Source organism: Pontibacter ummariensis (assembly GCF_900188175.1).
GTDB lineage: Bacteria > Bacteroidota > Bacteroidia > Cytophagales > Hymenobacteraceae > Pontibacter > Pontibacter ummariensis.
Genome location: NZ_FZOQ01000009.1, coordinates 1 through 24,841, shown reverse-complemented (window position 1 = coordinate 24,841; position 24,841 = coordinate 1). Strand labels below are relative to the sequence as shown.

Here is a 24,841-nt window from a genome sequence, read left to right as displayed (position 1 = left end):
AGAAGCTTTCTGTCTTTTGTTCTTCATCCCGCGTCCTAAAAGAAAAAGATATGTATAAGAACGTTTTGCAAGCCATAGACGGGATCGAAATATACCCCTTGATTTCATTCGGTATCTTCTTCCTGTTCTTTCTGGGGCTATTGGTGTATGTGTTTCTGCTGGATAAAAAGCATGTGGAAGTCATGAGCCAGGTGCCCTGCGGAAAAGAAGAAGAACATACGACAACAGGAGGGCTAAGACAATGAGCTGGAACATGATGAAAAGCAAAAAGAACATCCTAACGCTGGCAGCCGGCCTGTTCTTGCTGGGCTCTGGCCATGTGCAGGCCCAGGATGCGGTGGAAGGCAAGAAGATCTTCGAGGCAAACTGTAAAGTGTGCCACAGCATGGATGCCGATGTCGTTGGCCCTGCACTTAAAGATGTACATGAGCGGCGGGGCGATGAGTGGCTGGTGAAGTTCATCAAAAACTCGCAGGAGGTTGTGAAGTCTGGCGACAAAGACGCGGTGGCCCTGTTCGAGAAGTTCAACAAGGTACCAATGCCGAGCTTCGAGGGCTCCCTGTCGGATGAGGATATAGCACACGTAATTGCCTATATTAAAGAGGAAAGCGACAAGCCAGCTGAAGCAGAGGCTGAAGCGGTGGTAGTGCCTGTGGCCGGTGAAGGAACAAACGCACCTGCCGCTGAAGTGGAGGTGGCTTTCATGGACCTGCCGCCCCTCGTACATTTCACTTTCGCACTGGCAGGGGTTATCCTGCTGCTGATCGTAGCCCTGCTGATCATGTTCTTCCGCATGTTTGTGCCGATGCTTGGGGACGGGATCTACGACGAGGACTTCCGCAGTTCTTTTGCCGGTAAGGTGCTCTTCCTGTTCCGTGGCGATGCTTCTGTGGTGATGGGTAAGGTAACAGACCAGATCCACTCCAACCACGACTTCGACGGCATACAGGAGTATGACAATGACCTGCCACCCTGGTGGAAATACATGTTCTATGTGTCTATTGTGTTTGCGATTGGTTACATGCTGTACTACCACGTGTTTTATGCCGGAGCCCTGCAGGCAGAGGAGTATGAGATCGAGATGCAGCAGGCCGCTCTGTTTGCAGCAAGCGCCGAGAATGATCCGAATGCTGTGACTAACTATGAGCCACTGACAGACGCTGCTGCTCTGGAATCCGGTAAGTCCGTGTTTATGACCAACTGCGCGGCCTGCCACGGACAAGAGGGGCAGGGTACGGTAGGACCAAACCTGACAGATGAGTACTGGCTGCACGGAGGGGATGTAAACGACATTTTTAAAACTGTGAAGTTCGGCGTACCGGCAAAAGGCATGGTGCCCTGGCAGGGCAAGCTCAGCCAGGATCAGATCCTGGAGGTATCCAGCTATATCCTGAGCTTACAGGGTACCAACCCGGCAAACGCGAAAGAGCCGCAAGGCGAGAAGATGTAAGCTGAGATTTAAGCATGAAATACCTTACAGAAGCAGGCGCTTTTTATAGCGCCTGCTTCTGTCGTTTTTAGGGTGCTTGTCGGCCTGTAGGAGGGGACATAGACCTCCCTGTGGCTCTGACTGATATCAATCACCCCTTTACATGACCTAGGTCATCTTTTCGGGAAGAGCATTTGAGGACCTTTGTAACAGTAGATTTTATAGACCGCTGGGTCTGATTTTAAATATTTATAACCGGCAGGACTAATCTCCGCACAAGTTATCGCTGCCATGACAACACACACAACATCAACCGATGAGTTTCGGGACCATATTTCAACTGTAGACGAGGAGGGTAAGCGCGTCTGGGTATACCCGAAAAAGCCGAAAGGCAAGCACTTTAACTACCGCAAGTGGGTTAGCTACGGCTTGCTGACTTTCTTCTTTGTGGCACCCTTTATTCAGATAAACGGGCTTCCTTTGCTCATGCTCAATTTTGTGGAGCGGAAGTTCGTGATCTTGGGCGTGCTGTTCTGGCCCCAGGACTTCTTTATTCTGGTACTGGGCTTTCTGGCGCTCACCTTATTCATTGTCCTGTTTACGGTCGTGTTCGGCCGGATCTTCTGTGGTTGGGTTTGCCCCCAGACGATCTTTATGGAAATGGTGTTCCGCCGCATTGAGTATGCCATAGAGGGCGACTATACGAAGCAGCGGGCGCTGGACAAAATGCCCTGGAACACGGAGAAGATCCTGAAGAAAGGCACCAAGACGCTGGTCTTTCTCGCAATTTCCTTTCTCATTGCCAACACCTTTTTGGCTTACATCATTGGTGTAGATGCCCTGCTGGAAATTATTAGAGATAACCCACTTAACCACCTGGCTGGCTTAGGGACCATGGTCGCTTTTACAGCTGTTTTCTATGGCGTTTTTGCCTGGTTCAGAGAGCAGGTGTGTACCATTGCCTGCCCGTATGGCCGCTTACAAGGGGTGATGCAGGACAGGAAAACCGTGGTGGTTGCGTACGATTATGGCAGAGGGGAGCCACGCGGAAAGTTGCGTAAAAACCAGGAACGCACGGAAGGCGACTGCATCGACTGCAAGCAGTGCGTGAGTGTTTGCCCGACAGGGATCGACATTCGGAACGGGGCCCAGCAGCTGGAGTGTATTAACTGCACCGCCTGTATAGATGCCTGCAACGACATCATGCGGATGATCGACAAGCCGGAAGGCCTGATCCGCTACGATTCGGAGGAGGGTATCGCGGAGGGGAAACCCTGGAGGTTCTTTACCCCGCGTGTGATGAGCTATACAGCTGTACTTACCATCTTGCTAGTTTCTTTGAGCACGCTGCTGCTGATCCGGGACGATGCCCAGGCGACGATCCTGCGCACCCCAGGGCAGCTGTATCAGAAAACAGCGCAGGGGCACATCAAAAACCTCTATAACATTTCAGTGATCAACAAAACGAATCACGAAATGCCGCTTACCCTGAAGCTACAGGGAAAAGAGGGGACGATTGAAGTAATTGGCAACAAGCTGGTGCTCCCGGCGCAGGGGATCGCGGAGGGAGTGTTCTTCGCAGAAATTCCATTGGAGGAGTTAAAGGGCCTTAACTCAGAGATAGAGGTGGGGGTGTATCATGGCGATAAGCTGATCACAACACAGGAGACCAAGTTCCTGGCTCCAGCCAAATAGCGACAACGCATAATTATAAAGAAGCAGTATTATCCTTTTACTCCTCTAGGCGGGTGAAAGGAAGGCATCCATTAACGAAAGACGGACAACGATAATCGAAATTATCATGACAACAGATAAAAATAAAAGTTTCACACTCTGGCCTTATGCCATTGTTGGAGCCATGGTGCTCTTCATGAGCTACATTGCCTTTTTCGTGTACAAGGCAATGGGCAATGATGTGGGACTGGTAAGCAAGAACTATTACGAGCAGGAGATTGCCTACCAGGACCACATGGATAAAGTGGCACGCACGCAGGCCCTGGGAGAGGTAAGGGTTAATTACCAGGAAGCTCCGCAAAGCATTCTGGTCCAGTTACCGGAGACACTGCAGGGCCAGCGCATCAGCGGAAGCATTAGCCTGTTCCGCCCCTCTGACGACAGCCAGGACCAGGAAATAGCCTTGCAGTTGGGGCGAGACCTGAGCCAATTGGTAGCGGCCGACAGCCTGCAGCAGGGGGTGTGGAAAGTGCGCGTTAACTTTTTGGCCGACGAGGTTACTTATTATGCAGAGCAAATTGTCCGGGTAAAGTAACATGATCTGGGCAGGTTTTTTATTCGGACTTTTAGGCAGTTTCCACTGCGTCGGGATGTGCGGCCCGATTGCGATGGCCTTACCATTTGGCGGGAGTAGCGGCTGGCGTTATTACACTGGCCGCCTCCTGTACAATGGGGGGAGGCTCACTATGTATACCGCACTGGGGGCCCTGGCAGGTGCCTTTGGGCAGTCGCTGCAAATGGCGGGGCTACAGCAAACCGTGTCTATCGTGTCCGGCCTGCTCATCCTTCTACTGTTGGTTGTGCCTAACGCCTTTAAAGGCAAAGCTGCGAACGCATTAGGCACCGACAGGCTGATGAACTGGGTGCGCCGCAAACTGGGCTACTTCTTTGGCAAGAACACGTACAGTTCCCTTTTTATGGTAGGCTTGTTAAACGGCCTGCTGCCCTGCGGCTTTGTATACATTGCCTTAGCGGGCGCCCTTAGCGCACCAGGGATGACAGGCGCCATGCTGTACATGCTTTTGTTCGGGTTAGGGACTTTCCCGCTGATGTTTCTGGTTTCTTTGTCGGGTAAATTCATCAGCTTAAAGCTGCGCAGTACCTTTAACCGCCTGGTACCCTACGCAGGCATGGCGCTGGCGGTCCTGTTTATCGTGCGCGGCCTGGACCTGGGTATCCCATACCTGAGCCCCAAGGTCACCCACACCGCACACAACACAACAGAAATCACTTGCTGCACAAAGCCCCGCTAAACTCACCCCCCATGCCACTGCATAAACAATTCGGCATTCTATCAAATGACATATATCACTTTTGAAAAATGATTTGTGTCACTGTAAGTTGATAAAAGAGCGCGCAATTTTACCCTCTTACTAATGGAAACGAACATGAGCAAGGCTAACAATGTGAAGCGGGTATTGGTGCCCATACAGTTTGATCAGGAGAGTGAGCGCCTGTTGCGCTATGCGGGTTTCTTCGCGAAGGCTTTAGGGGCAGAGTTATTGCTGTTGCACGTAACGCAAACAGCAGAGCTAACTTATACCCAGCAGTACAGGGCCATACAGGCGCTGCGTATGCTGGCAGAAAGAGCGCTGCAACAACTGTCAGGCAATGCTTTCCTGCAATTTGAGTGCGCTGTGCGGCCCGGCTCTTTAAAAAGTAGCATAAAGACTGTGGTGCAGGACTATGGGGTAGACCTGGTGCTGATGCAGCCTTGCCCGACGCCAGCAGAAGAACAGGCAAAAGATAGCCATGCTGCTACTGTGATGGGCTTACTGGAGTGCCCTGTGTTAGTAGCCCCTGCAACCATGCAGTTCCGAGACCTGAAGCACCTGGTGTTTGGCACAGACTTCACTGATCGCGACCCGCAGGTCATAAAGCGCATCGCCAGTTTTGCAGGACAGGCAGGAGCCAGGCTCACGTTGGTGCAGGTATACAGCAAAGAGGACCGAAGCCAGCTGTGTAACTTAAAGTCAGCTATGAAGGAGGTTGAAACCTTACTCCAAGGTAGGAACGTCGACCTGCTGCTCTTAGAGGAGGAGGATACCCTGGAAGGAATTAGCGAGTTTTCGGAAAAGGCGGCAGCGGATATGCTTGTAATGGCTACGAGAGACAGTTACCTGATGGAGCGGCTCTTTAGCAAGGCCTACGTAAAAACGCTGGCCTACCATACCCGTATTCCTTTGCTAACATTCCGACAGCACAAAAAGAAGCCTTGCTCCGGCTGCTGCGCCAACTGCCAGAAAAAAGCGGCCGTACAACAAACGATAGACGCCATACAAATAATAGGAACACAAGCTTAACATGTCTTTATAAGAGGCCCACAGGTCCCTGTAAATAAATTTATGAAAGGCCACCTGGCAAACCTGCCAGGTGGCCTTGTCTTTTAAAACCCGACAGGCCGCGTAGCAGTACATGAGCGTGAGACCAAGGTCAAACCGTTTCCTGTGCCTTAGCTGCATGAAGAAAATATTCAGCAAGATAAAGTTTGTTTACCAGTACATCATCAACAGTATTGGCTTTTACCCTACGCTCATTTCGCTGCTCTTTGCGGCACTAGCCTTGCTCATGCTGTACCTGGAAGGCCATGGGATGAGCAAGCACCTGAAGGACAGGCTGCCCTTCATGATCATCACCAATGAGGCAACGGCTAGGCTTATCCTGAGCTCCATCACCACCGGTGTTATCTCTCTTGTCGTGTTCAGCTTTACGATGGTGATGCTGGTGCTTAATCAGGCGAGTGCTAATTTCTCGCCCCGTGTTATACCAGGTCTGATATCCAACGAATCCAACCAACGGATACTCGGCTTATACCTGGGTACGCTCGTTTATACACTGATCATCATGGTCAATATAAACTCCTCGTATTACAGTATTCCTTTGCCGGGCTTCTCCATTTTCCTGGCCATGTGCTTTACCATCGTATGCCTTGCCTTTTTTGTTTACTTCATTCACGCCATCTCGCAGTCCATCCAGATCGGGAGCATCCTGGAGAGCATCCACAGAGCTACCTCGAATGAGCTGAGGGAGGAGATTAAGCAGGACAAGCGACGCTCCCCTCCGAACAGCTATGACCCGAGCGGGTGGTTTTTTATAAAAAGCCTCCGTACGGGCTACTGGCAAACGATAGATGAAGAACCGCTGGTGGGGCTATGCGAAGAATTTGGGGTCGTATTAGACTTTGATAGACCTTTGGGTAGTTTCCTGATCGAGGGGGTACCATTTGTGCGTATAAACCGAAAGTTGCCTGACGAGGCGAATTTTAGGGAAAGGCTCTTTCATCATATGGACTTTTTCCGCGAAGAACGCCCCGTGGTGAATTACCACTTTGGCTTTAAGCATATTACCGAGAGTGCTGTGAAAGCACTGAGCCCCGGCATTAATGACCCCGGCACGGCCATGCAGGCGATCGACTACCTGACGGATTTACTGGCCCTGCGCATGGAGTTAGGCGATCAGAAGGTGTTGTATGATGCAAAGGGGCTTGCCCGGGTTCATTTAATGCAGCCTTCGTTTGAAGAAGTGCTCTCCCTTAGTCTTTCCCCTATACGGCATTACGGCAAAGAAAGCACAGTCATTGTCCTGGGCTTGCTGTACTTGCTCCGAAACCTGCTCTACAAAGTAGTTGCATATCCACACCAGAAGCTCTATTTGTATAAAGAAACGGCCTTGCTGTTGCAGGACGCGCAGGCTGAGATAAAGAACACAGGCGATCGTGAAAAGATAAACCAAAGCGTGCAGGAAATAAACCAGCTTCATGTACTGCACAAACGCTTGCCTTTGCTCGAAATGAATGGATAAAGCTTGTGTGAGCGCTAGTAAGCCATGGCAGCGGCGTGTCTGGGCAGCACTATGCTTTTTGCGTATACAAGCCTGTCTCGTACACGTAACAGTTGTGTATGGCTAGGATCTCACTTAGAAGGAAAATATACCGCGTTGTTTTTGAGGCTGAAACGCCGGCAGGAAAAGTTTTTGATGTGGTATTACTCTTCCTGATCCTGGCCAGTGTGTTAACGGTTACACTGGAGAGCGTAACAGAGCTCCGGCGTTTATACTTGCCTTACTTTATAGCGCTGGAGTGGGGGTTTACCATCATTTTTACCATCGAGTACCTGCTTCGGATTTACAGTTCCCCGCACCCCTTCAAGTATATGGCCTCTTTTTTCGGTATCGTGGACCTCCTGGCCATCATTCCGACCTATCTGAGCTTGTTTATCCTAGGTGCGCAGTACTTTTTGGTGATTAGAGTCCTGCGTTTGCTGCGCATTGCCCGTATCTTCAAACTCACGCATTTCATTAACCAGGGGCAAATCCTCACCACTGCTTTGCGGGCGAGTGTCACCAAAATTGCTGTGTTCCTGGGGGCCGTGCTGACGATCATCGTTGTCGTAGGCTCCCTGATGTATATCATCGAGGGCGCTGCCAGTGGTTTTACCAGCATCCCTAAGAGCATTTACTGGACTATCGTGACACTTACCACGGTAGGTTATGGCGATATCGCCCCTGTCACACCCTTGGGGCAGGTACTGGCAAGCTTTATCATGATCATGGGATACGGCATTATCGCTGTGCCAACGGGTATTGTATCGGTAGAGCTTGCCAAAACAGACAAAAGCAGCTTTGCGAACACCCGCGTTTGCCCGAACTGCCATGAAGAGGGGCATCCTGCAGATGCCAATTTCTGCTATAACTGTGGGTACAGGTTTTTAAATGAGTAGTTCGTAGCCTCTGCCCATATCACTGCGCTGCAATCTGTTACTCCACCACATAGCGTGGGATAGTAAGCGGTAGCCGGGTGAGTAGCTCGTAGTTGAGTTGGGTACTGAGTTCACCAAAGGAGGCAACCGTAATAACCTCGTCTCCCTGCTTCCCGAGCAATATAACTTCATCGCCTCTTCCGGCCTCCGGAATGTTGGTAACATCTACCATCATCATGTTCATGTTAACAATGCCTACCACGCTTGCCCGATGGCCGCGTACCAAAACCTGCCCTTGATTGCTAAGCGAGCGGCTATACCCACAGGAGTAGCCAACCGGGATAAGTGCCAGATTCATATCGCGTGGTGCCTGGAAAGAAGTACCGTAGCCGATGTACTCGCCCTGGGGCACATGCTTGAGGCCCATGACCCGGCTTTTCCAGGAGATAACCCGTTGTAGCGGGTCAACCTTGTCCTCGTGCTGGCCTATGAACTGCCGGTAAGTCTCCGGGCTGGGCCAGAGGCCGTACTGCATGATGCCCACCCGGACCATGTCCAGATGGCTTTCGGGGTAGGAAATCATGGCCGCGGAACAGGCAACGTGTCGTTGATTGGGAGCATGGCCCTGTCCCCGTAAACGTTGTAACGCTTTCGCAAATATTTCTTGCTGCCGTAAGACCCGCTCGTGGTTCTGCAAGCTCTCGGCTCCGGCAAGATGGGTGCATACTCCCTGGAGCAGTAAGTGTTCCTTATTGTTCCGAAGCATGGCCTGCGCATGCACGAGGTTGGTTCTATCAAAACCAGACCTGTTCATCCCTGTCTCCAACTCCAGGTGCACTTTGGCTTTTTTGCCTGTTTTTTTAGCGGCCTCTATTGCTTCCGCCAGCCGCTCCACATCAAACACAAAAAATTCGATCTCGTTTGCCACCACCCACTCCATCGCTGCTTCGTCTATAAAGCCTAAGATCATGATCGTAGCCCGCTGCGGAAGTGCCTGCAGCAGGCGATGTGCCTCATCTGTGCTGAAAACAGAAAAATGGTTTATACCGCATTCCTGCGCGAGAGGGGCAAACTGCTCAATGCCATGGCCGTAAGCGTTTCCCTTTATCACAGAAGAGAGCTGTACCTGTGGGGCTATTTGCTGTTTCAGGAACTGGATATTGTTTTGAAGGGCAGATTTACTTAGCTCGAGATAAGAGGTGTGTAGCATAGGCGGTTAAGCGTCCAGGATGTCCTGTGTGATGGTGTAAAACAAAGCCGCTCCTGTTCGGATGAGCGCATCAGGAAAATCGAAGTTGGCGTGGTGCAGCTGCGCTTGTGTAAGCCCGCTGCCCAGCCCAAAGAAGGCTCCTCTGTACTTCTGGGTAAAACGCCCGAAGTCTTCCGACCACCTGAAGGGCTGTTCCGCTTCCTGTACGGCTAAGCCCAGTTTATTCGCTGCCTGCCGCACGAATTGTACCGCCTTGCTATCGCTTTCTATTGTCTCAAACTCCTCCACGTAGTACAGGGTTTGCTTTAGCTGATGCTTCTGAGCAATCTCTGCGGACGCCTTCTCTACCAGTCCTTTTAGCTTTTTGAAGTCAGCTGCACGGTAGGAGCGGAGGGTCGCCATTACCGTGGCAAAACCAGGGTTGGTTCCAAAGGCAACATCTCCCAGGCGGGCGTGCACCACGGTGAGCAAGGTCAGGTCCTGAAACTGCTCTTTCTGTGCTGTTATGTCCTGTAAACGCAGCAAAAGTTCGGCCATGGCCTGCCCGGGGCTTCGGCCTTTCTCGGGCTCTGCGGCATGCGAGGATTTCCCGTGCAGTTCTACGATCATACCAGTGGAAGCAGCCGCAAAAACGCCCTCCCGCACCACAACCTGGTGCAGCGGAACGCCGGGCAAATTGTGCAGGGCAAACACAAAGTCAGGTTCTAAGGCTCTGAACCGCTCATCCTGTAACACGCTGTAGGCACCGGCACCCGTTTCTTCAGCAGGCTGGTACAGCAAAATTACCTTTCCCTTTTTGGGTTTGTGTTGGTGCAGCAAGCTCCCTAAGCCCATCAGTATGCTCATGTGCCCATCGTGGCCACACAAATGCCCTTTGCCCTCGGCAACAGACGTATACGCCAGTTCATTTGCTTCTTGTATGGGCAGAGCATCGAGCTCTGCCCGAAATAACACGACAGGGCCTTCCGGCTCCTCTCCTTTAAAAACAACGGCAAGGCCAGTGCCGCCTAAATTTTCCAGTACCTGGTCGGGCTTGTAACGCTGTACAAATTCTGCTACGGTCCTGGCTGTTTTCTGTTCCTGGCCCGATACCTCCGGGTACTGGTGCAGTTGCCGGCGCAGCCGCTTCAGTTCCTCTAGATCGTTTAGCGGGTGTAAATGCATGAATTATCATCTTCTTAATGCTACAAAGCTTTACGAAAATGCGAGAAGATGTTTGGGGAGCTGTTTGCTTCAGGAAGGGAAAAAGCAACTGTTGCCTGACCATTTTGTGCGCAGGGGACTGAAAGAATGCTGTCCTTCCGGCTGTTACGAGGAATTTGAAAGGTCGTCCGTGCCCCCCTTCAAATTCCTCCTTTGCTATGACTGATAAACGAAAATAGACCTGCGCCTAGATCTTAAAGCTCTTCAGCAAACACTACTTATTTTGGTCTTGTACTAGAAGATCCGCATGGAGTTGGGCCACTACCTGATGGATCACTTCAGCTAAGACCTTTATGTTTGCCTTTACTGCTGCCAGGTTTTCCTGTGCTTTTGCCTTGCTCTCGATCTGGCGAACCACGTCTTTTAATTTCTCTATCCGCATGGTATCGATCGTGGATTTAAGCTTGTGCGCTCCGGCGCTCACGGCAAGCCAGTCAGCCATTTGGCTCTTTTCCTGTATTTCTGCAACAGTCGGGGGGACAGTTTCGATGAAAAGCTGCATCGTTTTCCGGATGAAAGCGTCATTTCCTCGGGACATCTTGTGCAGCAGCGCCAAATCATACAAGGGCTCTAACGGTAAAGGAGCTATGTTCGCCTCTGCAGGAGGCACCATTGCCCCCTGTGCTTGCTCCCGGCGGGGCAGGTTGGCCGATATTCTGGCAAACAGCTTTTCTTCCTCAAAAGGCTTTGAGATGTAATCGTTCATACCCGCATTCAGGTACTTTTCGGCATCGCCTTTTAAAGCATTAGCGGTAAGGGCAATAATGGGTACGCTGGCCTTGTTGGGGTCCGGGCTTCTGCGGATCGCCTGGGTGGCATCTATGCCGCTGAGCTCCGGCATTTGTATGTCCATCAGGATGATATCGTACAGGTTTTGTTCGGCAAACTCAACCGCCTCCCGTCCGTTTCTGGCTATATCCACTTTCACGCCCCAACCGGTTAAGATGGACTGCGCCAGAAAGATGTTTATCTCGTTATCTTCTGCCAGCAGTACGTGAATCGGGCCTAGCTGCCCATATGTGCTCAGGTCCTCCTGTTGTGCAGGGGCAGGTTCCTCTGTTTTTTTATAGCGAAGCATAAACTTAAAGCAGCTGCCTTTCCCTTCTGTACTTTCTACCCAGATGCGGCCTTGCTGCATTTCAATTAAATTCTTACAAATGTTCAGGCCCAGGCCTGTGCCACCGTACTTGCGGCTGGTGCTGGAGTAGGCTTGGGTGAAGGTTTCAAAAATATAGTCATGCTTTGACTCCGGAACGCCGACTCCGGTGTCTTCCACGGAGAACTCCAGTGTCAGCTCCTTTTCTGTCTCTTCTAGCACCAGGGCCTGCAAAGACACGCTCCCTTCATCTGTGAACTTGATTGCATTGTTCAGCAGGTTCAGCAGGACCTGGTTCAGGCGGTAGGGATCGCCCAGCACCATGGGTTGTTTTAGTTCCAGGGGTCTAAGCAGGTAGGCGATTTCCTTTTCTTCCGCTTTGTAAATTAGCGTCTGGTAGGCAGCCTTTACCGCATCTGTCAGGTTGAACGGGATTTCCTCCAGCTCCAGCTTCCCTGCCTCGATTTTAGCTATATCCAGTATGTCGTTGATGACCACCAGCAGGTTGTCGGCTGACTGGTGTATGATGCCCAGGTAATTCTTTTGCACTTCGTCGAGCGGGGTTTTACGCAGAAGGCCAGCCATGCCCAGTATGCCGTTCATGGGGGTGCGGATCTCATGGCTCATGTTCGCCAGGAAGTTCTCTTTTACCCGCGCAGATTCCTCAGCCGCCTCTTTGGCTTTCTTTAATTGCTGCTCTGCCAGCATCCGGTCGGTTATGTCCTGGGCAATACCGATGATGTAAGGGGCCATTTGCGGCTCCTCCACCTTGTAGTTCTGGTAGTACAGGTAGCGCTTCTCCTTTTCCTTGTTTAGGATCGTCAGTACCCCGTCCACCACGTTGTTCCCCTGGAACTGGCGAAGGTAGACATCCATGTTCTCCTGGTGGCTCTCTGGGAAAAAGTCTTTCAGGCTCCTGCCTATCATTTCCTCTGCCGTATAGCCCATGCTGTTTACCATGTACGGGTTCACCCCCAGGATAATACCGTGGATGTCGTGCGTGCAGATAAAGGCCTGGCTGTAGTTGATCAGGTCGCGGTACTTCTTTTCGCTGTTTTTTAAGGCCTCCTGCGTTCTTCTCCGGATGGTTATGTCCCGGGACGATGACTGTAGCTTTACGACTGCTCCAACATCGTTCAGGATCGGTTTCACGCTGCCCTCCACCCAGAGGTAATCCCCTGTCTTTTTTCTGAGCCTGTGCTGAACAACCGTATTGCGCTTTTCCCGGATGGCTCTGTTCTGGCCTTTCTCGAGGAAGGCGGTTAGATCTTCCGGGTGAACGAAGCTGGTAGGGGACAGGCCGACTAATTCATGCGCCTGATAGCCCAGCAGTTCCTCTACCGCGTTGGAAACATAAAGGTACGTTCCGTCCCGTTCGTGCAGGCAGATCAGGTCACGTGAATTCTCAGAGAGCAGGCGGTGGTGTTCCTCGCTTTCCTCCAACCGCTTGTTTGCCTCGCGCTGCTCTGTCACGTTTGTAGCGATGCCCAGGATATGGACCTGCCCGTTGGCTGTTCGCAAAGGCTTTTTGATGGTGTTAAACCAGGCTACTTCGCCATTGGACCTCGTAAAGCGTTCCTGCATGATCAGCTCCCTGTTTTCGCGGATAACCTGGCGGTCCGTTTCCATGTAATAGGCAGCCTCGTGTTGACTGGTGTGAATCTCCGCGGCATTTTTGCCCACCAGGTCCTCCACCTCCAGGCCAAAAAGTGCTGCAAACTCCTGGTTTGCCAGCAGGAAATTACTATTCTCGTCCTTTACGAAGATCAGGCTGGGGCTGGAGTCCAGTACCAGTTTAATGAAGTCATTCTTCTCTTTTACCTCCAGCGCTACCTTCTTCTCTTCTGTTGTGTCGCGTATAATGGTGAGCACTTCCGTTTCGCTGTAGCGCAAAAAGCGGCCTTCATAGTAACGCAGGCCGTCCGGAAACTCCAGTTCATACTCTGTTTTCTCGTGCTGGCCTGTGGAGATCACTTTCTTTAGAAGCCCCAGGAGTTCCTGCGCTAGTGGGGCAGGCAAAATGTCCCGCATGTTGCTCCCGATCAGTTGCTCCAGCGGTACGAGTAGGTGCTTCTGCTCCACGTTTTTCATGTCCAGGTAATAGCCGTCCGCGTCCATGATGAACATGATGTCTGGAATAGCCGCCAATATGGCCCTGCTTTTCGCCTCGCTGCGCACAATACTTTCCTGCGCCTTTCGCAGGTCCGTTACGTTAAGCCCGTGCCCAATCACGAGCTGCACCTCGCCGTCCTGGTCCAGTACTGGGTTTAACTTGCGGATATGATGGGATAGGTTACCTGCCCTGTCCTGCAGCTCCTCTTCAAATTCGACAGGCCCTTTGCTCTCCAACACCCGGCGTAAATGCCTCCCGCGGAACTCCATCCGTTCAAGAGGCACATTCCGGTAGTGGCTGTAATCTTCGTTTGTCTTGCCAATGATCCACTGCCGCAGCTCCGGGTCTCTTACAGCCGCAGGATTCAGGAACAGGTACTGCAGCTTGTTGTTGTAAACGGCAATGTCGGAGGGGATGTGGTTTAGGATGGACTCATAGAACTCCTTTTGCTGTAGCAGCTCCCGGCTCTGCTTCCGCACCTCTGTCACGTCCTCTGCCGCGCCAATGATCTGCCTTACCTTTCCGTTTGCATGGCGCTTAAAAACGCTTTCGCGGCAGCACAGCTCTTTTATGCTGCCGTCTTTGCACTGCATCAGGTACTCCACTTCCAAAATGTCGCCGTCCCCGGCCTTCAGCATCCGGAAAACATGGTGGTACATTTTGGGGAGGTCCTTTGGCAAGGTAATCGTTGTGAGCACCTGGTCGCCCATCTGCTGTATTTCGGTAGGGGAATAGCCCAGCACCGACTGTACCTTCTCGTTCAGGTACACGTAACGGCCCTCTTCCAGGTCGTAGATATAAACGATGTTTGGAATCGTACGCGCAACATTACGGACAAAGTTCTGGGAGTCCTGCAAAGCCAGCTCTGCCTGTCTCCTGTCCGTAATATCGGTCATATAAATATTCACAAACCCTTCGTCTGCCGTTGGGGTGGCCATTATATAAAAATGACGCTTAGCTATGAAAAGCTCGAAATAGACGGGAGCAGTGGTAAGGGTAGGGGCAAGCTTGCTTATCTTCCTGATCAATAGCCGCTTCAGGGCGGGTATACGCTCAGCTGTCAACTTTGCGATAAAACGCCTGCCTGCATGGTTCAGGACCTGGAGATCTCCGTTGTACCCAAAACGCAGGATGGGGTTAGGGTATTCGTCTCCTAATTCCGGTGGCAACTCCAGTCCCTTTGGGACTTGCCTGAGGTTCTCCTGCTGGTGGCGTAGGGTCTCCAGTTCCTGCAGCCTTGCCTCTGCCAGTTTCTCTGCCTCCAGGCGCGCCTTTCGCTCTTCCTCCAGCTGCTTGCGCAACACCGCTTCCGTATTTTCTAAACCCATGCCAGGTAACAATTAGATGTTCAAAGGTAGCTTGTTTGTCTCATACCGTGAATAAGCCTTTTAAGAACTTTGTGTACTTTCAAAAAAGCACTCAACTGAAAGTCTCTGCACCTCCCGGGCAATTTGCTACTACTGGTAAAGCCCTTGTTTTTGGATGAACAGGTAGCTTAGCTGTTTGTCAGCTCTTTGTTCTGGATCATGCGGTAAATGGTAGACTTGCCAATACCCAGTTTATCAGCGACTAAAAGCACGTTGTGGTCATACTTGTTCAGGTAGTGCTGAATGATATCGGCCGTATAGGCTTTTAATGTCCGTTCAGGGGTCAGAAAGTCTTTCTCAACATTGTTCGCGGACAGGTTAATGTCATCTCCCTGGATAACATCCCCCTCTGCCAGAACTGCCGCCAGCTCCACAATTGCTTTTAACTCCCGCACGTTGCCTGGGTAAGAGTGGGAGAGAAGCTTTTCCTGCGCACCTGCCGAAAAGGGCTTTTTAGCCATCCCGTTTTCTTTCGCAAAGGCATCCATAAAGCTTTTCGCCAGTACCAGTATGTCTCCGCCACGGTCCCGGAGCGGGGGCAGGTTAATGGGCAGGCCCAGCAGGCGGTAATACAGGTCTTCGCGGAAGGCACCCTTCTTCACTTCCTCGGCCAGGTTCTTATGGGTGGCCACAATAATGCGTACATCCACCGGGACTACCGTATTGCTCCCCACCCGGCTAATCTCTTTTTCCTGCAGCACGCGCAGCAATTTCGCCTGCAGGCTAATGTCCAGTTCCCCGATTTCATCCAGGAAGATGGTTCCCTTGTTGGCCTCTTCAAACTTGCCGAGCCGGCGCGAAACAGCCCCGGTAAAGGCGCCTTTCTCATGGCCAAAGAGCTCACTTTCGATTAGTTCCCGGGGGATGGCAGCCACATTCACGGCGACATAAGGCATTTTCTTTCTTGGGCTGTTGTAATGGATGGCCTTTGCCACTAGTTCCTTGCCCGTGCCTGTCTCGCCCATAATAGAAACAGTGATGTTGGTCTTGGCAGCTTTGTCCATCATAGAAAACACGCCCTTCATCACATCACTGTTGCCAATAATAAAATTGCCAAAGTCATACTTATGGCCAATTTCTTCCCGGAGCTGTGTTATCTCCTGGCGGAGCGAGAAATTTTCCCTGATCTTGTTTACGGCATTCCAGAGGCGCTCGAGGGTGTCTTCGTCCTTCACGAGGTAGTCATAGGCCCCGTTTTTTAACAGGTCCACGGCGGTAGCTACATCCTCCTGCCCGGATATCACCACTACCTGGGTGTCAGGGTTCTGTTCTTTGATTTTCTGCAGCACTTCCGCCCCGTTCTTGTCGGGGAGCGAGTAGTCCAGGGTCACGACATTGGGCCGCTGGTGCATCTGGCTAAGGCAGTCCTTTGCGGAGTGGAACTTCTTAAGCTCGTAGTCCGGGTTCAACGAGAGGTGATACTCCAGCAGTTCGCCGTACCACACGTCGTCGTCCAGAATGAAGATCTTAAAGGGTGTTTCGTTCATCTAGTTTGTTTTGCCAATCGTCTGCGCCTCCAAATAGAGGCATAGCTGCTGCTTGCTTCGATACTAGGTAAAGTTACAGCGAAGACTTGGCATTCTATATCCCTAAGGATAAGATTTTTAACAAGACCTCTGGTTTATATATTAATTTTTGAATTTATAGTAACTTTTTTGATTGGAGGATGATGAACCGGCATGAAAGCGGGCCGCTTGCTTCGTCTTGTCGTCGAACCACGGCTTTCTGTCGCGACCTGCCCCGGTGTCCCCGAAGCCGAAAGTGGGGCACTTGTTGGCAGCTTGGAAAGAGAACAGAGAAAAGACGAAGGTGACGGCTCCGTTAGATGTTTTTGCGCTTATTTGGAACAAAAAGTCCCCCTTGCCTGGTGTTAGCACAGACAAGGGGGACCCATACGGAAACACCAGCATCAAGTATAAAGCGGCTTGTACTTGGCCCGCATAAACATAAACACACCGTAGCAAATGAGGCCTAGCGCAACGGCGCCTAAGAGATAGGAGCCATAAGCGGCACTTTCCAGAAAGGAAAATGCGCTGCTGCTGCCACCCGCCTCCTGGGCGTTAGCGTGCAGGGCAGCCTGTAAAAACATGTAACCGATGATCAACCAGACAATGCCGCGGGCCATGTAGCCCACCTTGCCAGCCCGGATCATCTTTTCCTCCAGATCTTCTTTCAGGCCGGGCCCCCTTACGTTCTTCTTGTACTTGTCGGAGTACCCATAATAGATCTGGTAGAGGCCAGCCAGGATGGTTCCGGCGCCCAGAATGCCCACCAGCCACTGACCAAAGGGTTGCTGCAAGAGTTCTCTTGCGATCGTTTCGCGGGAATCGCCGCTTCCCGTCTGGCTGCCGCTGCCTAGTGCAAGCCGGGCGGCCAGGTAGGCTAAGGCTCCGTAAACCAAGCCGCTAAAGATATAGCGCAGCCGCATGGCGGTACCCTTGGTATCAGAGCCCTTGCTTTTAGTATCATAAAAGGCTTGTATAAAACGCCAGAGAGTATAACACAGAAGGCCAAGTGCCACCAGCCCTAGCAGCCACTTACCAAAAGGCTGCTCCAGGATAAACTGAAAGATGCCTATTTTACCGGCTTCCTGTGTTGATGTACTGCCTAATTCGAAGGCAGCCATAAAAGCGAGGGCGCCTACTAAGCAGTAGACAACCCCCTTGGCCACCAGGCCAGTCTTCGCCAGGTGCTCCACCCATGTTGGGGGAGGAGCGGGAACCTGAGTGGATATATCAGCCATAAGTTTAGTGCTATTACGTGCATGAATTCATTCCCTCTATTACACGTAAGGCGCTACACTTGGTTGTATAGTACAATACTATAAATTTTTGAACCGCTTCATGGCCTCCTCCGACAGGCGCTCCCGGTGGTCGGGATGCGCAATGCTGATCAGTGCCTGTGCCCGCTGCCGCATGTTCTTTCCGTACAGGTAAGCAACGCCATACTCTGTTACGACATAATGCACGTGTGCCCGGGTCGTCACCACGCCGGCCCCCTGATTAATGTAGGGGCTAATGCGAGAAACGCCTTTACCTGTCACCGATGGGAGGGCAATGATGGGTTTACCCCCTTTGGACAGCGCGGCCCCCCGCATAAAGTCCATCTGCCCGCCAATGCCGGAATACTGGTAGGTGCCGATGGAGTCGGATACCACCTGCCCTGTCAGGTCGATTTCGATGGCCGAGTTAATGGCAGTCACCCTGGGGTTGGTCTTGATCACAGCGGCATCATTCACATAGTCGGTTCCGTGCATGGAAATCAGCGGATTGTCATCTACAAAGTCATAAAGCTTCCGGTTGCCCGCCACAAAAGCAGTTGCAATATGCCCTTTGAGGACTTTCTTATGTTCGTTGGTGATAACCCCATTCTCCACCAGGGGCAAAATACCATTCGAGAACATTTCGGTATGCACCCCGAGCCCCTTATGGTTGGTCAGGCTCTGCAATACCGCATCCGGTATGCCGCCAATCCCCATTTGCAGGGTGGCCCGGTCTTCCACCATTTCGGCGATGTATTTGGCAATAGTCCGTTCTGTTTCTGTGATGCGTGTGCTGTAGTCGACCTCCGGAAGCGGCTCGTTTACCTCGACCAGGGCATCAATACGGCGCACATGGATCAGCGCATCACCGTGCGTACGGGGCATTTGTGGGTTTACCTGGGCAATGACGTACTTTGCGCTCTTCACAGCTTCCCGGGCCACGTCCACCGACACGCCCAGCGAGCAATAGCCATGCTTATCGGGTGGCGACACATGCACCAGGGCTATGTCGAGGGGCATGATGCCGGAGCGGAACAGGTGCGGGATCTCACTCAAGAAGATCGGCACGTAGTCGCCCCGCCCGCTGTTAACCGCGTCGCGCACGTTTGCCGACACAAAAAGCGAGTTGATGAAAAAGGACTCCCGGTATTCCTCCCGGGCACAGGGCATATCGCCGAAGGTACTGACGCTAACCAGTTCTACATCCCGCAGTTCAGGGGCTCTTTCGGCCAGTTTTTGCACCAGGTACTGTGGTGTGGCGGCACTGCCATGTATAAAAATCCTGTCGCCTGACTGTATCACTGAAAGGGCTTCTTCGGCTGATTTGTAGGTAAGTTTTCTGTCTGCCATTATTCTGTTGCTTTGTTAGCTATACTTTAAAGTAAGTGCGCTTGTTTACATGCGTTGCTGCGAAAGTATAGGTCGGTACTCCGGCATCAAATGATAAATATCAACTTAAGGCTTTCCCTCTTCCTGAAATTTATGAATAGCCGTTTTGTTCGCTCCGGTTGGTTCGGGGCAGGATAAAAACGGCATTCTGCACCTAAATGCGTATATTTGAGTTTTGAAACGGAGTAGTCCATGGATTTGATCAAACTGTTTCCGTGGAAGATGCGTGTAATTTTACTATGAAAAGACCTTTTGCCCTTGCAGGTTGCTTGCTCCTTCTGGCAGGCACTTTCTTTTTACAATCCTGTGTAACCACTTCCGCCTCTGTTGGGGCAAACACGATTCAGGCGCCTTATGTGCAGACAGGGAGCTACAAGACGTTTGCCTGGTTTCAGCCCGATGCCATGGCACCGGCAGCTTATGAGAAAGGCTTTGGGGCTAGTTTGAATAAGAACCTGCGGCGCGCCATCGAAGAAGAGTTACAGGAGCGGGGCTATCAAAAGGTAACGACCAACCCGGATGTACTGGTGGCATACGATGTGAGTGTTTCTGTGCCTGAAGAGAAGGATAAGCCCGAGAACTTCGCCCCTGGTTTTGGCTATAGCTATGGCTACATGAGCGGCTACCGCTACGACTACAAGCAACCTGGCATGCCCGGCTACCGCAGCGTCGACCTCTTTAAGGAAGGCACCCTGATCATCGACCTCATCAACCCCAGAACAAACATGCTGGAATGGCGCGGCTGGGCCGAGGGCGCCATCAACAACTTTAAAGCGGGTTACAACAAGGTGCATGGGCAAGTAGAGGAGGTGATGGAGAAGCTTTAATGGTAGCGGTGTCAGTCCTTTTTCAAAAAGTTGTTAAAGCGCATCACGTCACCCGGCTTGCCTACCACATACAAGATATCCCCTTGCTGTAAGCGGGTGGAGGCGTTGATATCCAGCAGCGTCTGTTCTTCGCGTTTGATGGCTACCACGGTGATGTTAAACCTGTTGCGTACGTTTGCTTCAATAAGGGGTTTATTTAAAATAGAGCCGTCATCTGTAAACACGCGTAGGCTGGCTACCTCTATCTCCGGGAGATCCACCCCTAGCTTTGACACCGTATTGGAGCGGCCGGCCAAACTCCGCAGCATGTCATAGTTATCGGAGCGGATCATGTCGGTAAAGTTTTCTATCTCGTCGCGCGGCATCAGGTATTTGTTCAGTACCCTGGTAAAGATCTCGATAGAGGTCTCAAACTCTTCCGGGATCACCTCATCTGCCCCGATCCGGTAATTCTCCTCCATTTCCTGCACAAAGCGCGTTCGTACAATGATGTGCACCTTGTCGCTTATCTCGCGGAGGGTGGCAATGATGCGCTTCGTTGCTTCCGGATCTGAGATGGCCACTACCACTACACGGGCCTTGTTGATGTTCACGTGGGAGAGGATGGTGCCGTGCACGGCATCTCCATACACGATAGGTTCGCCGAGTTTACGTTCCTGCTTCACGGTGACGGCATTCAGCTCAACGATCACATAGGGTATCTTGGCATGCTTGGCTGCTTTTGCCACGTTACGGCCGTTGATGCCGTAGCCAATGATCACGATGTGGTCGTCCAGCGCCGGCAGGTCGGAATGCGCATCGGCTTGGTGCTCTTGCAGGGATACCTGCTCTTGCTTCCTGGAGAAAGGAGCCTCTATAAAGGAAGCGATGCGGTGGTAGTAGCCGATCACGAAAGGGGTAATGGCCATGGTAAGCAGCGAGACGGAAAGAAAATACTGGTAGGTTTCTTCCGACAGCAGGCCATAGGTAATACCGGTTCTGGAAAGAATAAAGGCAAATTCCCCCACCTGGAAAAGCGACAGCCCGACCAAAAAAGAGATGCGCAAGGGATACTGGAGCAGGCGCGTTGCCAGCGTAGCGACAAAGCCCTTTAATACAAACGTCAGCAGGGTAAACAGCAGGATGACGGGCAGGTGCTGCAGCATGAAGGTAAAGTCCAGCAGCATGCCAATCGAGACAAAAAAGAAACTGGTAAAGATCTCCCGGAAAGGCAGGATGTTGCTGGTGGCCTGGTGGCTGTACTCTGACTCGGATATGATCAGGCCGGCCATAAAAGCCCCTAATGCCAGGGATAAACCAAGGCTAGAGGTGAGCCAGGCTACGGCAAAGCAGATCACCACGATACAAAGAATGAAGAGTTCCTGGCTCTTCGTTTTAGCAACGGCATAAAGCAGCTTCGGCACCAGGTAGCGGGCACTGATGAGCACGAACACAATCACAAAGGCTCCTTTCAGCGCCATCAACAAAAGCGCTGTTCCCACATCCTCCGCGCCTCCTGCCATTAAGGGGGCTAAGAGCATCATCGGCACCACCACAATATCCTGAAAGATCAGGATGCCCAGCACTACGCGCCCTTGCGGTGTGTTGATCTCACTCTTGTCCTGTAGCAGTTTTAGGACGATGGCCGTGCTGCTGAGCGCGATCAGGAAGCCCATAAAGAACGCTTCGCCGGTGTTGAAATTCAACAGCAGCATCACCAGGGCTACTAAACCGATGGTCGCGAGTACTTGTGTGGTTCCCCCTAGTAGCACCGTGCGTTTAATCAGGGCAAGGCTGCGGAGCGAGAACTCCATACCGATGATAAAGAGCAACAGGATGACGCCAATCTCTGCCAACACCTCAATGTCATGCATGGCTGTGATCAGGCTGAGCCCGTGCGGACCGGCGATCACGCCCGTTGCCAGAAAGCCCAGGATGGTAGGCAGTTTGAAGCGCTGGAACAGCAGAATCACCACCACCGCCAGCCCTAGTATGATCACGATATCCGAGAGTAAAGGTATCTCCATGGAGCTAATTTAAGGAATAATACATATGGCTTAAGGGAAAAACGAATAGGGAAGCAGGTACTGTCAGAATTACCCTACGCTAAATCGGGTGCTTCGCATAGCAGTTTCCCCTGAGACTATCGTTCTCCTTCCCACTCCGCGTAGAACTGCTGCAGAAAGTTCTCCATGTACTGGTGCCTGTCCTGCGCCATGGCTTTGGCGGTGGTGGTGTGCATCCGGTCCTTCAGTAGCAATAGCTTTTCATAAAAATGATTGATCGTAGGGGCAGTGCTGGCTTTATAGGTCTCAAAGGAATCGTGCAGCACTGGCTGTATGTTAGGGTTGTAGAGTTCCCGGTTCTTATGGCCTCCGTAAGCAAAGGTACGGGCAATGCCAATGGCACCAATGGCATCTAAACGATCCGCGTCCTGCACGATCTGTCCTTCTATGCTGGCCATCGCAGAGGAGGTCCCAGCGCCCTTGTAGGACAAGTCTTTGATAATGGTGCAGGTATGGTTGATGACTTCTTCTGGCACCTGATGCTTTCCCAGCCATGCCCGCGCCATGCGTGGGCCCACGGTTTCATCCCCATCATGAAATTTGTGGTCTCCAATGTCATGGAGTAGGGCTGCTAGTTCCACTATAAAAAGGTCTGCCTTTTCCTGTGCCGCAATGGCTTTGGCGTTTTTCCACACCCGGTAAATGTGCCACCAGTCATGGCCGGAGCCTTCGCCTGATAAAAGTTCTTTTACATAGTCTGCCGTTTCGGCTATGATTTCTTTCTGATTTTGCATGTAGCCTTGTTTTTGCTTCTAAGCCCAAATTGGTGATTTATCGCGGAAGGGGCAACCACCTGAATCAGGATTTACAGGATGAAAGCGTTTGTTTTTAGAGGCAGCGTTCTTTTTCAATATAAAGTTGCTGTGCAGACAGACAACTGATAAGGCAAATAGGAGGTTGACCGGCTCCTATGTAGGCATGCCGTTGTCGGAAAGAACGAAGGGTACGGGAATTTTGTGGCTTTCCTACGGAAGTAGTAAGCGCATAACAAAAAAAGCTTTGTTTGGCTGTCCCCAGCCCCTCTGAGGAGCAGAATTTTCCCTTCTTTTGCAAAATCCCCTGTTGGGAGGGGTAGGGATGGGTTCAGTCGCATTTTTTCATCCTGTAAAGGATCTTGTTAGTAGAGGACTTCTACCCTCACCACTAGTAAAGGCTTACCCGAAGGAAGGGCGCTCTATTTCTACCAAGTTTCTTAATAGCATGCCTGTGACTTTAAAACCAAAAGTACCTGCTCCAAGGAGAGGTGTGTTTACATCCAACAGGAGTGCTATCGAAAGGAAAACGAGGGCGTTTACATGTCGCTCCGCTGGAGCTTAAATCGGCAGATGTTTTATTTCTACAAACATATCGTCCCGCTGGGACTTTAAAAGCAAGACAAGGCTTGCCTTCAAAATCAAGAACTCTGTTCGGATATATTACAAACTGGTAAAGAAGGGCTTCCAGGAGTAGCAACCTGCGACAATACAAGAGATGAGAACAGTTGTTGTGATCCTGTCTTTTATCTGCTTATTTTAAAGATAATCAGAACCTTATAGTAACACATGAGCCTGTAGCTTCTAAAGCAAAAGAGATGCTGTAGGTGTGTTCCTCGTCGGCCATCAAGTGCAACAAGGACAGCAGAGAACCGTTCGAGCTGCAGGTGGCAAGGGGCAGGGCTAAGCGGTTGGCGCTGATAGCTGTGGCAAATAAATTCATAGAGTAAGCTTCCGTCCTAGCCACTAGCGTATTTCTTAGAAACCCAAGGCATTGCTTTTAAACACAGTGCATTTCGAACACCCCGCAAGCGAGAGATAACGAGAGTCCATGTCGCAGTGAAAAGATTGCAGTTGTATTGGGTTTAAGTTCTTTTAGCCTTCTCCTTGCGTCGGAATGATAAATTAGGAGTAGTACTTTATGTACCTATAAGTGGTAGCTCTAAGATAGAGCATGTAAGAGCTCTAAGGAGCTAATTTATCTACTTCTAGCCAATATCAAGTGAGGCTATAAACAAATTGGGCTAAATAGTTACTGAGCTGCTATGTAAACTAACTTCTGAAGGCATAGGCAAGTCCTCAGTTAAGTCTTCCTCCAGCATGGTAGCCCAGGTTGTCAGGTACAGGACCACGTCGTTCCGCTTGTTGTGCTGTAGGTGCCGTTGGACTTGTGGAAGCCGGGCTAGTATGGCCGGGTGTGACAGGCGCTCCAGGCGGGTTAAATCATCTTGCGTGAGCCCGAAGTCCAGCATTTGATCAATGACTTCATCCATAGGCAGGCCGCTTTGTGGACAATAGTCCCGCAGCTGCTCCCGCCAGTCGCCGTGGCGCCACATGGCTGCCCCGTGTATCTTGCCTTTGCTGTACTGGGTGATGGTTTGTGCTAAGTGTCCGCAGTTACAGCTGCCCATATGGCCCCATTGGTACCTGGCACCGTCTGCCAGACGTTTTGCTGTTTCCCGCAGGGCTTGTATCAATGCTACAGAACTTCTTGCCATGGCTGCGTAAATTGTTTTACTGAAATTTGAATACCTGTAGGAGGTGGAAGGTACTGGTCTACGATATAAGGAACCCCCTGCTACCTCCTTCCTGTCCCTTTTTAGCTTAGGAAGAGCTGTTAAAACCGCACGTCATAAATGACTTCTTCTAGATCTAACAAAGTATTGCTTTCCAACCGCTTGCTATAATAAACGGTTGGGAAAAGAAATGTTTTGTTGATTAGCTGCTTTAGCCAAACTTATAACGTGGCGACAGGCTTCAATCAGCCGATTGGAGCATCTGTAGCAGATCTTTGTCTTTTCAGCCTACCATTTTCTTGTTTGCAGATGTTTATGCCTTGTGAAGGAGCTTCTTAAAAGGCTGTTTTGATTTAGCTGGATAAAAAAGCAGGTGTCGGCTGTTGGGTAAGAAAAGTTTGCAGGCTTATGTCTTACCCCAGTGATTTAACCGACACCCAATGGCAATGTATAGAAAAGATACTGGAAGATGAAATGCTTGA

Annotated in this window: 19 protein-coding genes; 9 read left to right on the top strand and 10 right to left on the bottom strand. The window is 51.2% G+C overall.

What is annotated here, in order from left to right:
- Nucleotides 1–50 precede the first annotated feature (50 nt).
- The 8 genes from CHB92_RS11085 to CHB92_RS11050 all read left to right on the top strand — a co-directional run bounded on the left by CHB92_RS11085 (nt 51) and on the right by CHB92_RS11050 (nt 7,881).
- Nucleotides 51–245, top strand: coding sequence for a hypothetical protein (locus tag CHB92_RS11085; protein ID WP_089319281.1), 195 nt, complete (start codon nt 51–53; stop codon nt 243–245).
- An 8-nt stretch (nt 246–253) separates the two neighbouring features.
- Nucleotides 254–1,450 (top strand): c-type cytochrome, encoded by a 1,197-nt coding sequence (locus CHB92_RS11080; RefSeq protein ID WP_245842491.1) that lies wholly within the window; start codon nt 254–256, stop codon nt 1,448–1,450.
- 270 nt (nt 1,451–1,720) lie between these two features.
- Entirely contained in the window at nt 1,721–3,124 is a 1,404-nt protein-coding gene (gene ccoG / locus CHB92_RS11075) for a cytochrome c oxidase accessory protein CcoG (RefSeq protein ID WP_089319279.1), read from the top strand.
- A gap of 106 nt (nt 3,125–3,230) precedes the next feature.
- On the top strand, nt 3,231–3,698 hold the full coding sequence (locus CHB92_RS11070; RefSeq protein ID WP_089319278.1) for a FixH family protein: 468 nt from the start codon (nt 3,231–3,233) through the stop codon (nt 3,696–3,698).
- Between the two features lies 1 nt (nt 3,699).
- Nucleotides 3,700–4,416, top strand: coding sequence for a sulfite exporter TauE/SafE family protein (locus tag CHB92_RS11065; protein WP_089319277.1), 717 nt, complete (start codon nt 3,700–3,702; stop codon nt 4,414–4,416).
- A 123-nt stretch (nt 4,417–4,539) separates the two neighbouring features.
- Entirely contained in the window at nt 4,540–5,466 is a 927-nt protein-coding gene (locus tag CHB92_RS11060; protein WP_245842489.1) for a universal stress protein, read from the top strand.
- A 157-nt stretch (nt 5,467–5,623) separates the two neighbouring features.
- Nucleotides 5,624–6,964, top strand: a complete 1,341-nt coding sequence (locus CHB92_RS11055) for a DUF2254 domain-containing protein (RefSeq protein WP_089319276.1) — start codon at nt 5,624–5,626, stop codon at nt 6,962–6,964.
- A gap of 98 nt (nt 6,965–7,062) precedes the next feature.
- Entirely contained in the window at nt 7,063–7,881 is an 819-nt protein-coding gene (locus CHB92_RS11050; RefSeq protein WP_089319275.1) for an ion transporter, read from the top strand.
- Between the two features lie 37 nt (nt 7,882–7,918).
- On the opposite strand, the gene alr is transcribed toward CHB92_RS11050, so the two are convergent.
- The 7 genes from alr to CHB92_RS11015 form a co-directional block, all read right to left on the bottom strand.
- Nucleotides 7,919–9,070: an alanine racemase gene (alr, locus tag CHB92_RS11045; RefSeq protein WP_089319274.1), complete on the bottom strand. Its 1,152-nt coding sequence runs from the start codon at nt 9,068–9,070 to the stop codon at nt 7,919–7,921.
- Between the two features lie 6 nt (nt 9,071–9,076).
- The gene (locus CHB92_RS11040) at nt 9,077–10,234 is read right to left on the bottom strand and encodes an amidohydrolase (protein WP_089319273.1); all 1,158 of its coding nucleotides are present in this window, start codon (nt 10,232–10,234) and stop codon (nt 9,077–9,079) included.
- Between the two features lie 253 nt (nt 10,235–10,487).
- A complete protein-coding gene (locus tag CHB92_RS11035; RefSeq protein WP_089319272.1) occupies nt 10,488–14,810 on the bottom strand; it encodes a PAS domain-containing hybrid sensor histidine kinase/response regulator in 4,323 nt (1,440 codons plus the stop codon).
- A gap of 167 nt (nt 14,811–14,977) precedes the next feature.
- Complete coding sequence (locus CHB92_RS11030) at nt 14,978–16,336, bottom strand: sigma-54-dependent transcriptional regulator (RefSeq protein WP_089319271.1); 1,359 nt, start codon at nt 16,334–16,336, stop codon at nt 14,978–14,980.
- Nucleotides 16,337–16,477: 141 nt separating this feature from the next.
- Complete coding sequence (locus tag CHB92_RS11025; protein WP_089319270.1) at nt 16,478–16,759, bottom strand: hypothetical protein; 282 nt, start codon at nt 16,757–16,759, stop codon at nt 16,478–16,480.
- On the bottom strand, nt 16,759–17,592 hold the full coding sequence (locus CHB92_RS11020; RefSeq protein ID WP_089319269.1) for a DUF1206 domain-containing protein: 834 nt from the start codon (nt 17,590–17,592) through the stop codon (nt 16,759–16,761). Before CHB92_RS11020 ends, CHB92_RS11025 begins: the two co-directional genes overlap by 1 nt.
- A gap of 78 nt (nt 17,593–17,670) precedes the next feature.
- Nucleotides 17,671–18,960, bottom strand: a complete 1,290-nt coding sequence (locus CHB92_RS11015; protein ID WP_089319268.1) for an acetyl-CoA hydrolase/transferase family protein — start codon at nt 18,958–18,960, stop codon at nt 17,671–17,673.
- Nucleotides 18,961–19,238: 278 nt separating this feature from the next.
- Between CHB92_RS11015 and CHB92_RS11010 the strand changes: the two genes are divergently transcribed.
- Nucleotides 19,239–19,826, top strand: a complete 588-nt coding sequence (locus CHB92_RS11010; RefSeq protein WP_089319267.1) for a DUF4136 domain-containing protein — start codon at nt 19,239–19,241, stop codon at nt 19,824–19,826.
- 11 nt (nt 19,827–19,837) lie between these two features.
- On the opposite strand, the gene CHB92_RS11005 is transcribed toward CHB92_RS11010, so the two are convergent.
- The 3 genes from CHB92_RS11005 to CHB92_RS10995 form a co-directional block, all read right to left on the bottom strand.
- Nucleotides 19,838–21,832: a monovalent cation:proton antiporter family protein gene (locus tag CHB92_RS11005; RefSeq protein ID WP_089319266.1), complete on the bottom strand. Its 1,995-nt coding sequence runs from the start codon at nt 21,830–21,832 to the stop codon at nt 19,838–19,840.
- Nucleotides 21,833–21,948: 116 nt separating this feature from the next.
- Nucleotides 21,949–22,605 (bottom strand): HD domain-containing protein, encoded by a 657-nt coding sequence (locus CHB92_RS11000; RefSeq protein WP_089319265.1) that lies wholly within the window; start codon nt 22,603–22,605, stop codon nt 21,949–21,951.
- A gap of 1,262 nt (nt 22,606–23,867) precedes the next feature.
- On the bottom strand, nt 23,868–24,341 hold the full coding sequence (locus CHB92_RS10995; protein ID WP_089319264.1) for a hypothetical protein: 474 nt from the start codon (nt 24,339–24,341) through the stop codon (nt 23,868–23,870).
- Nucleotides 24,342–24,841: the final 500 nt, after the last annotated feature.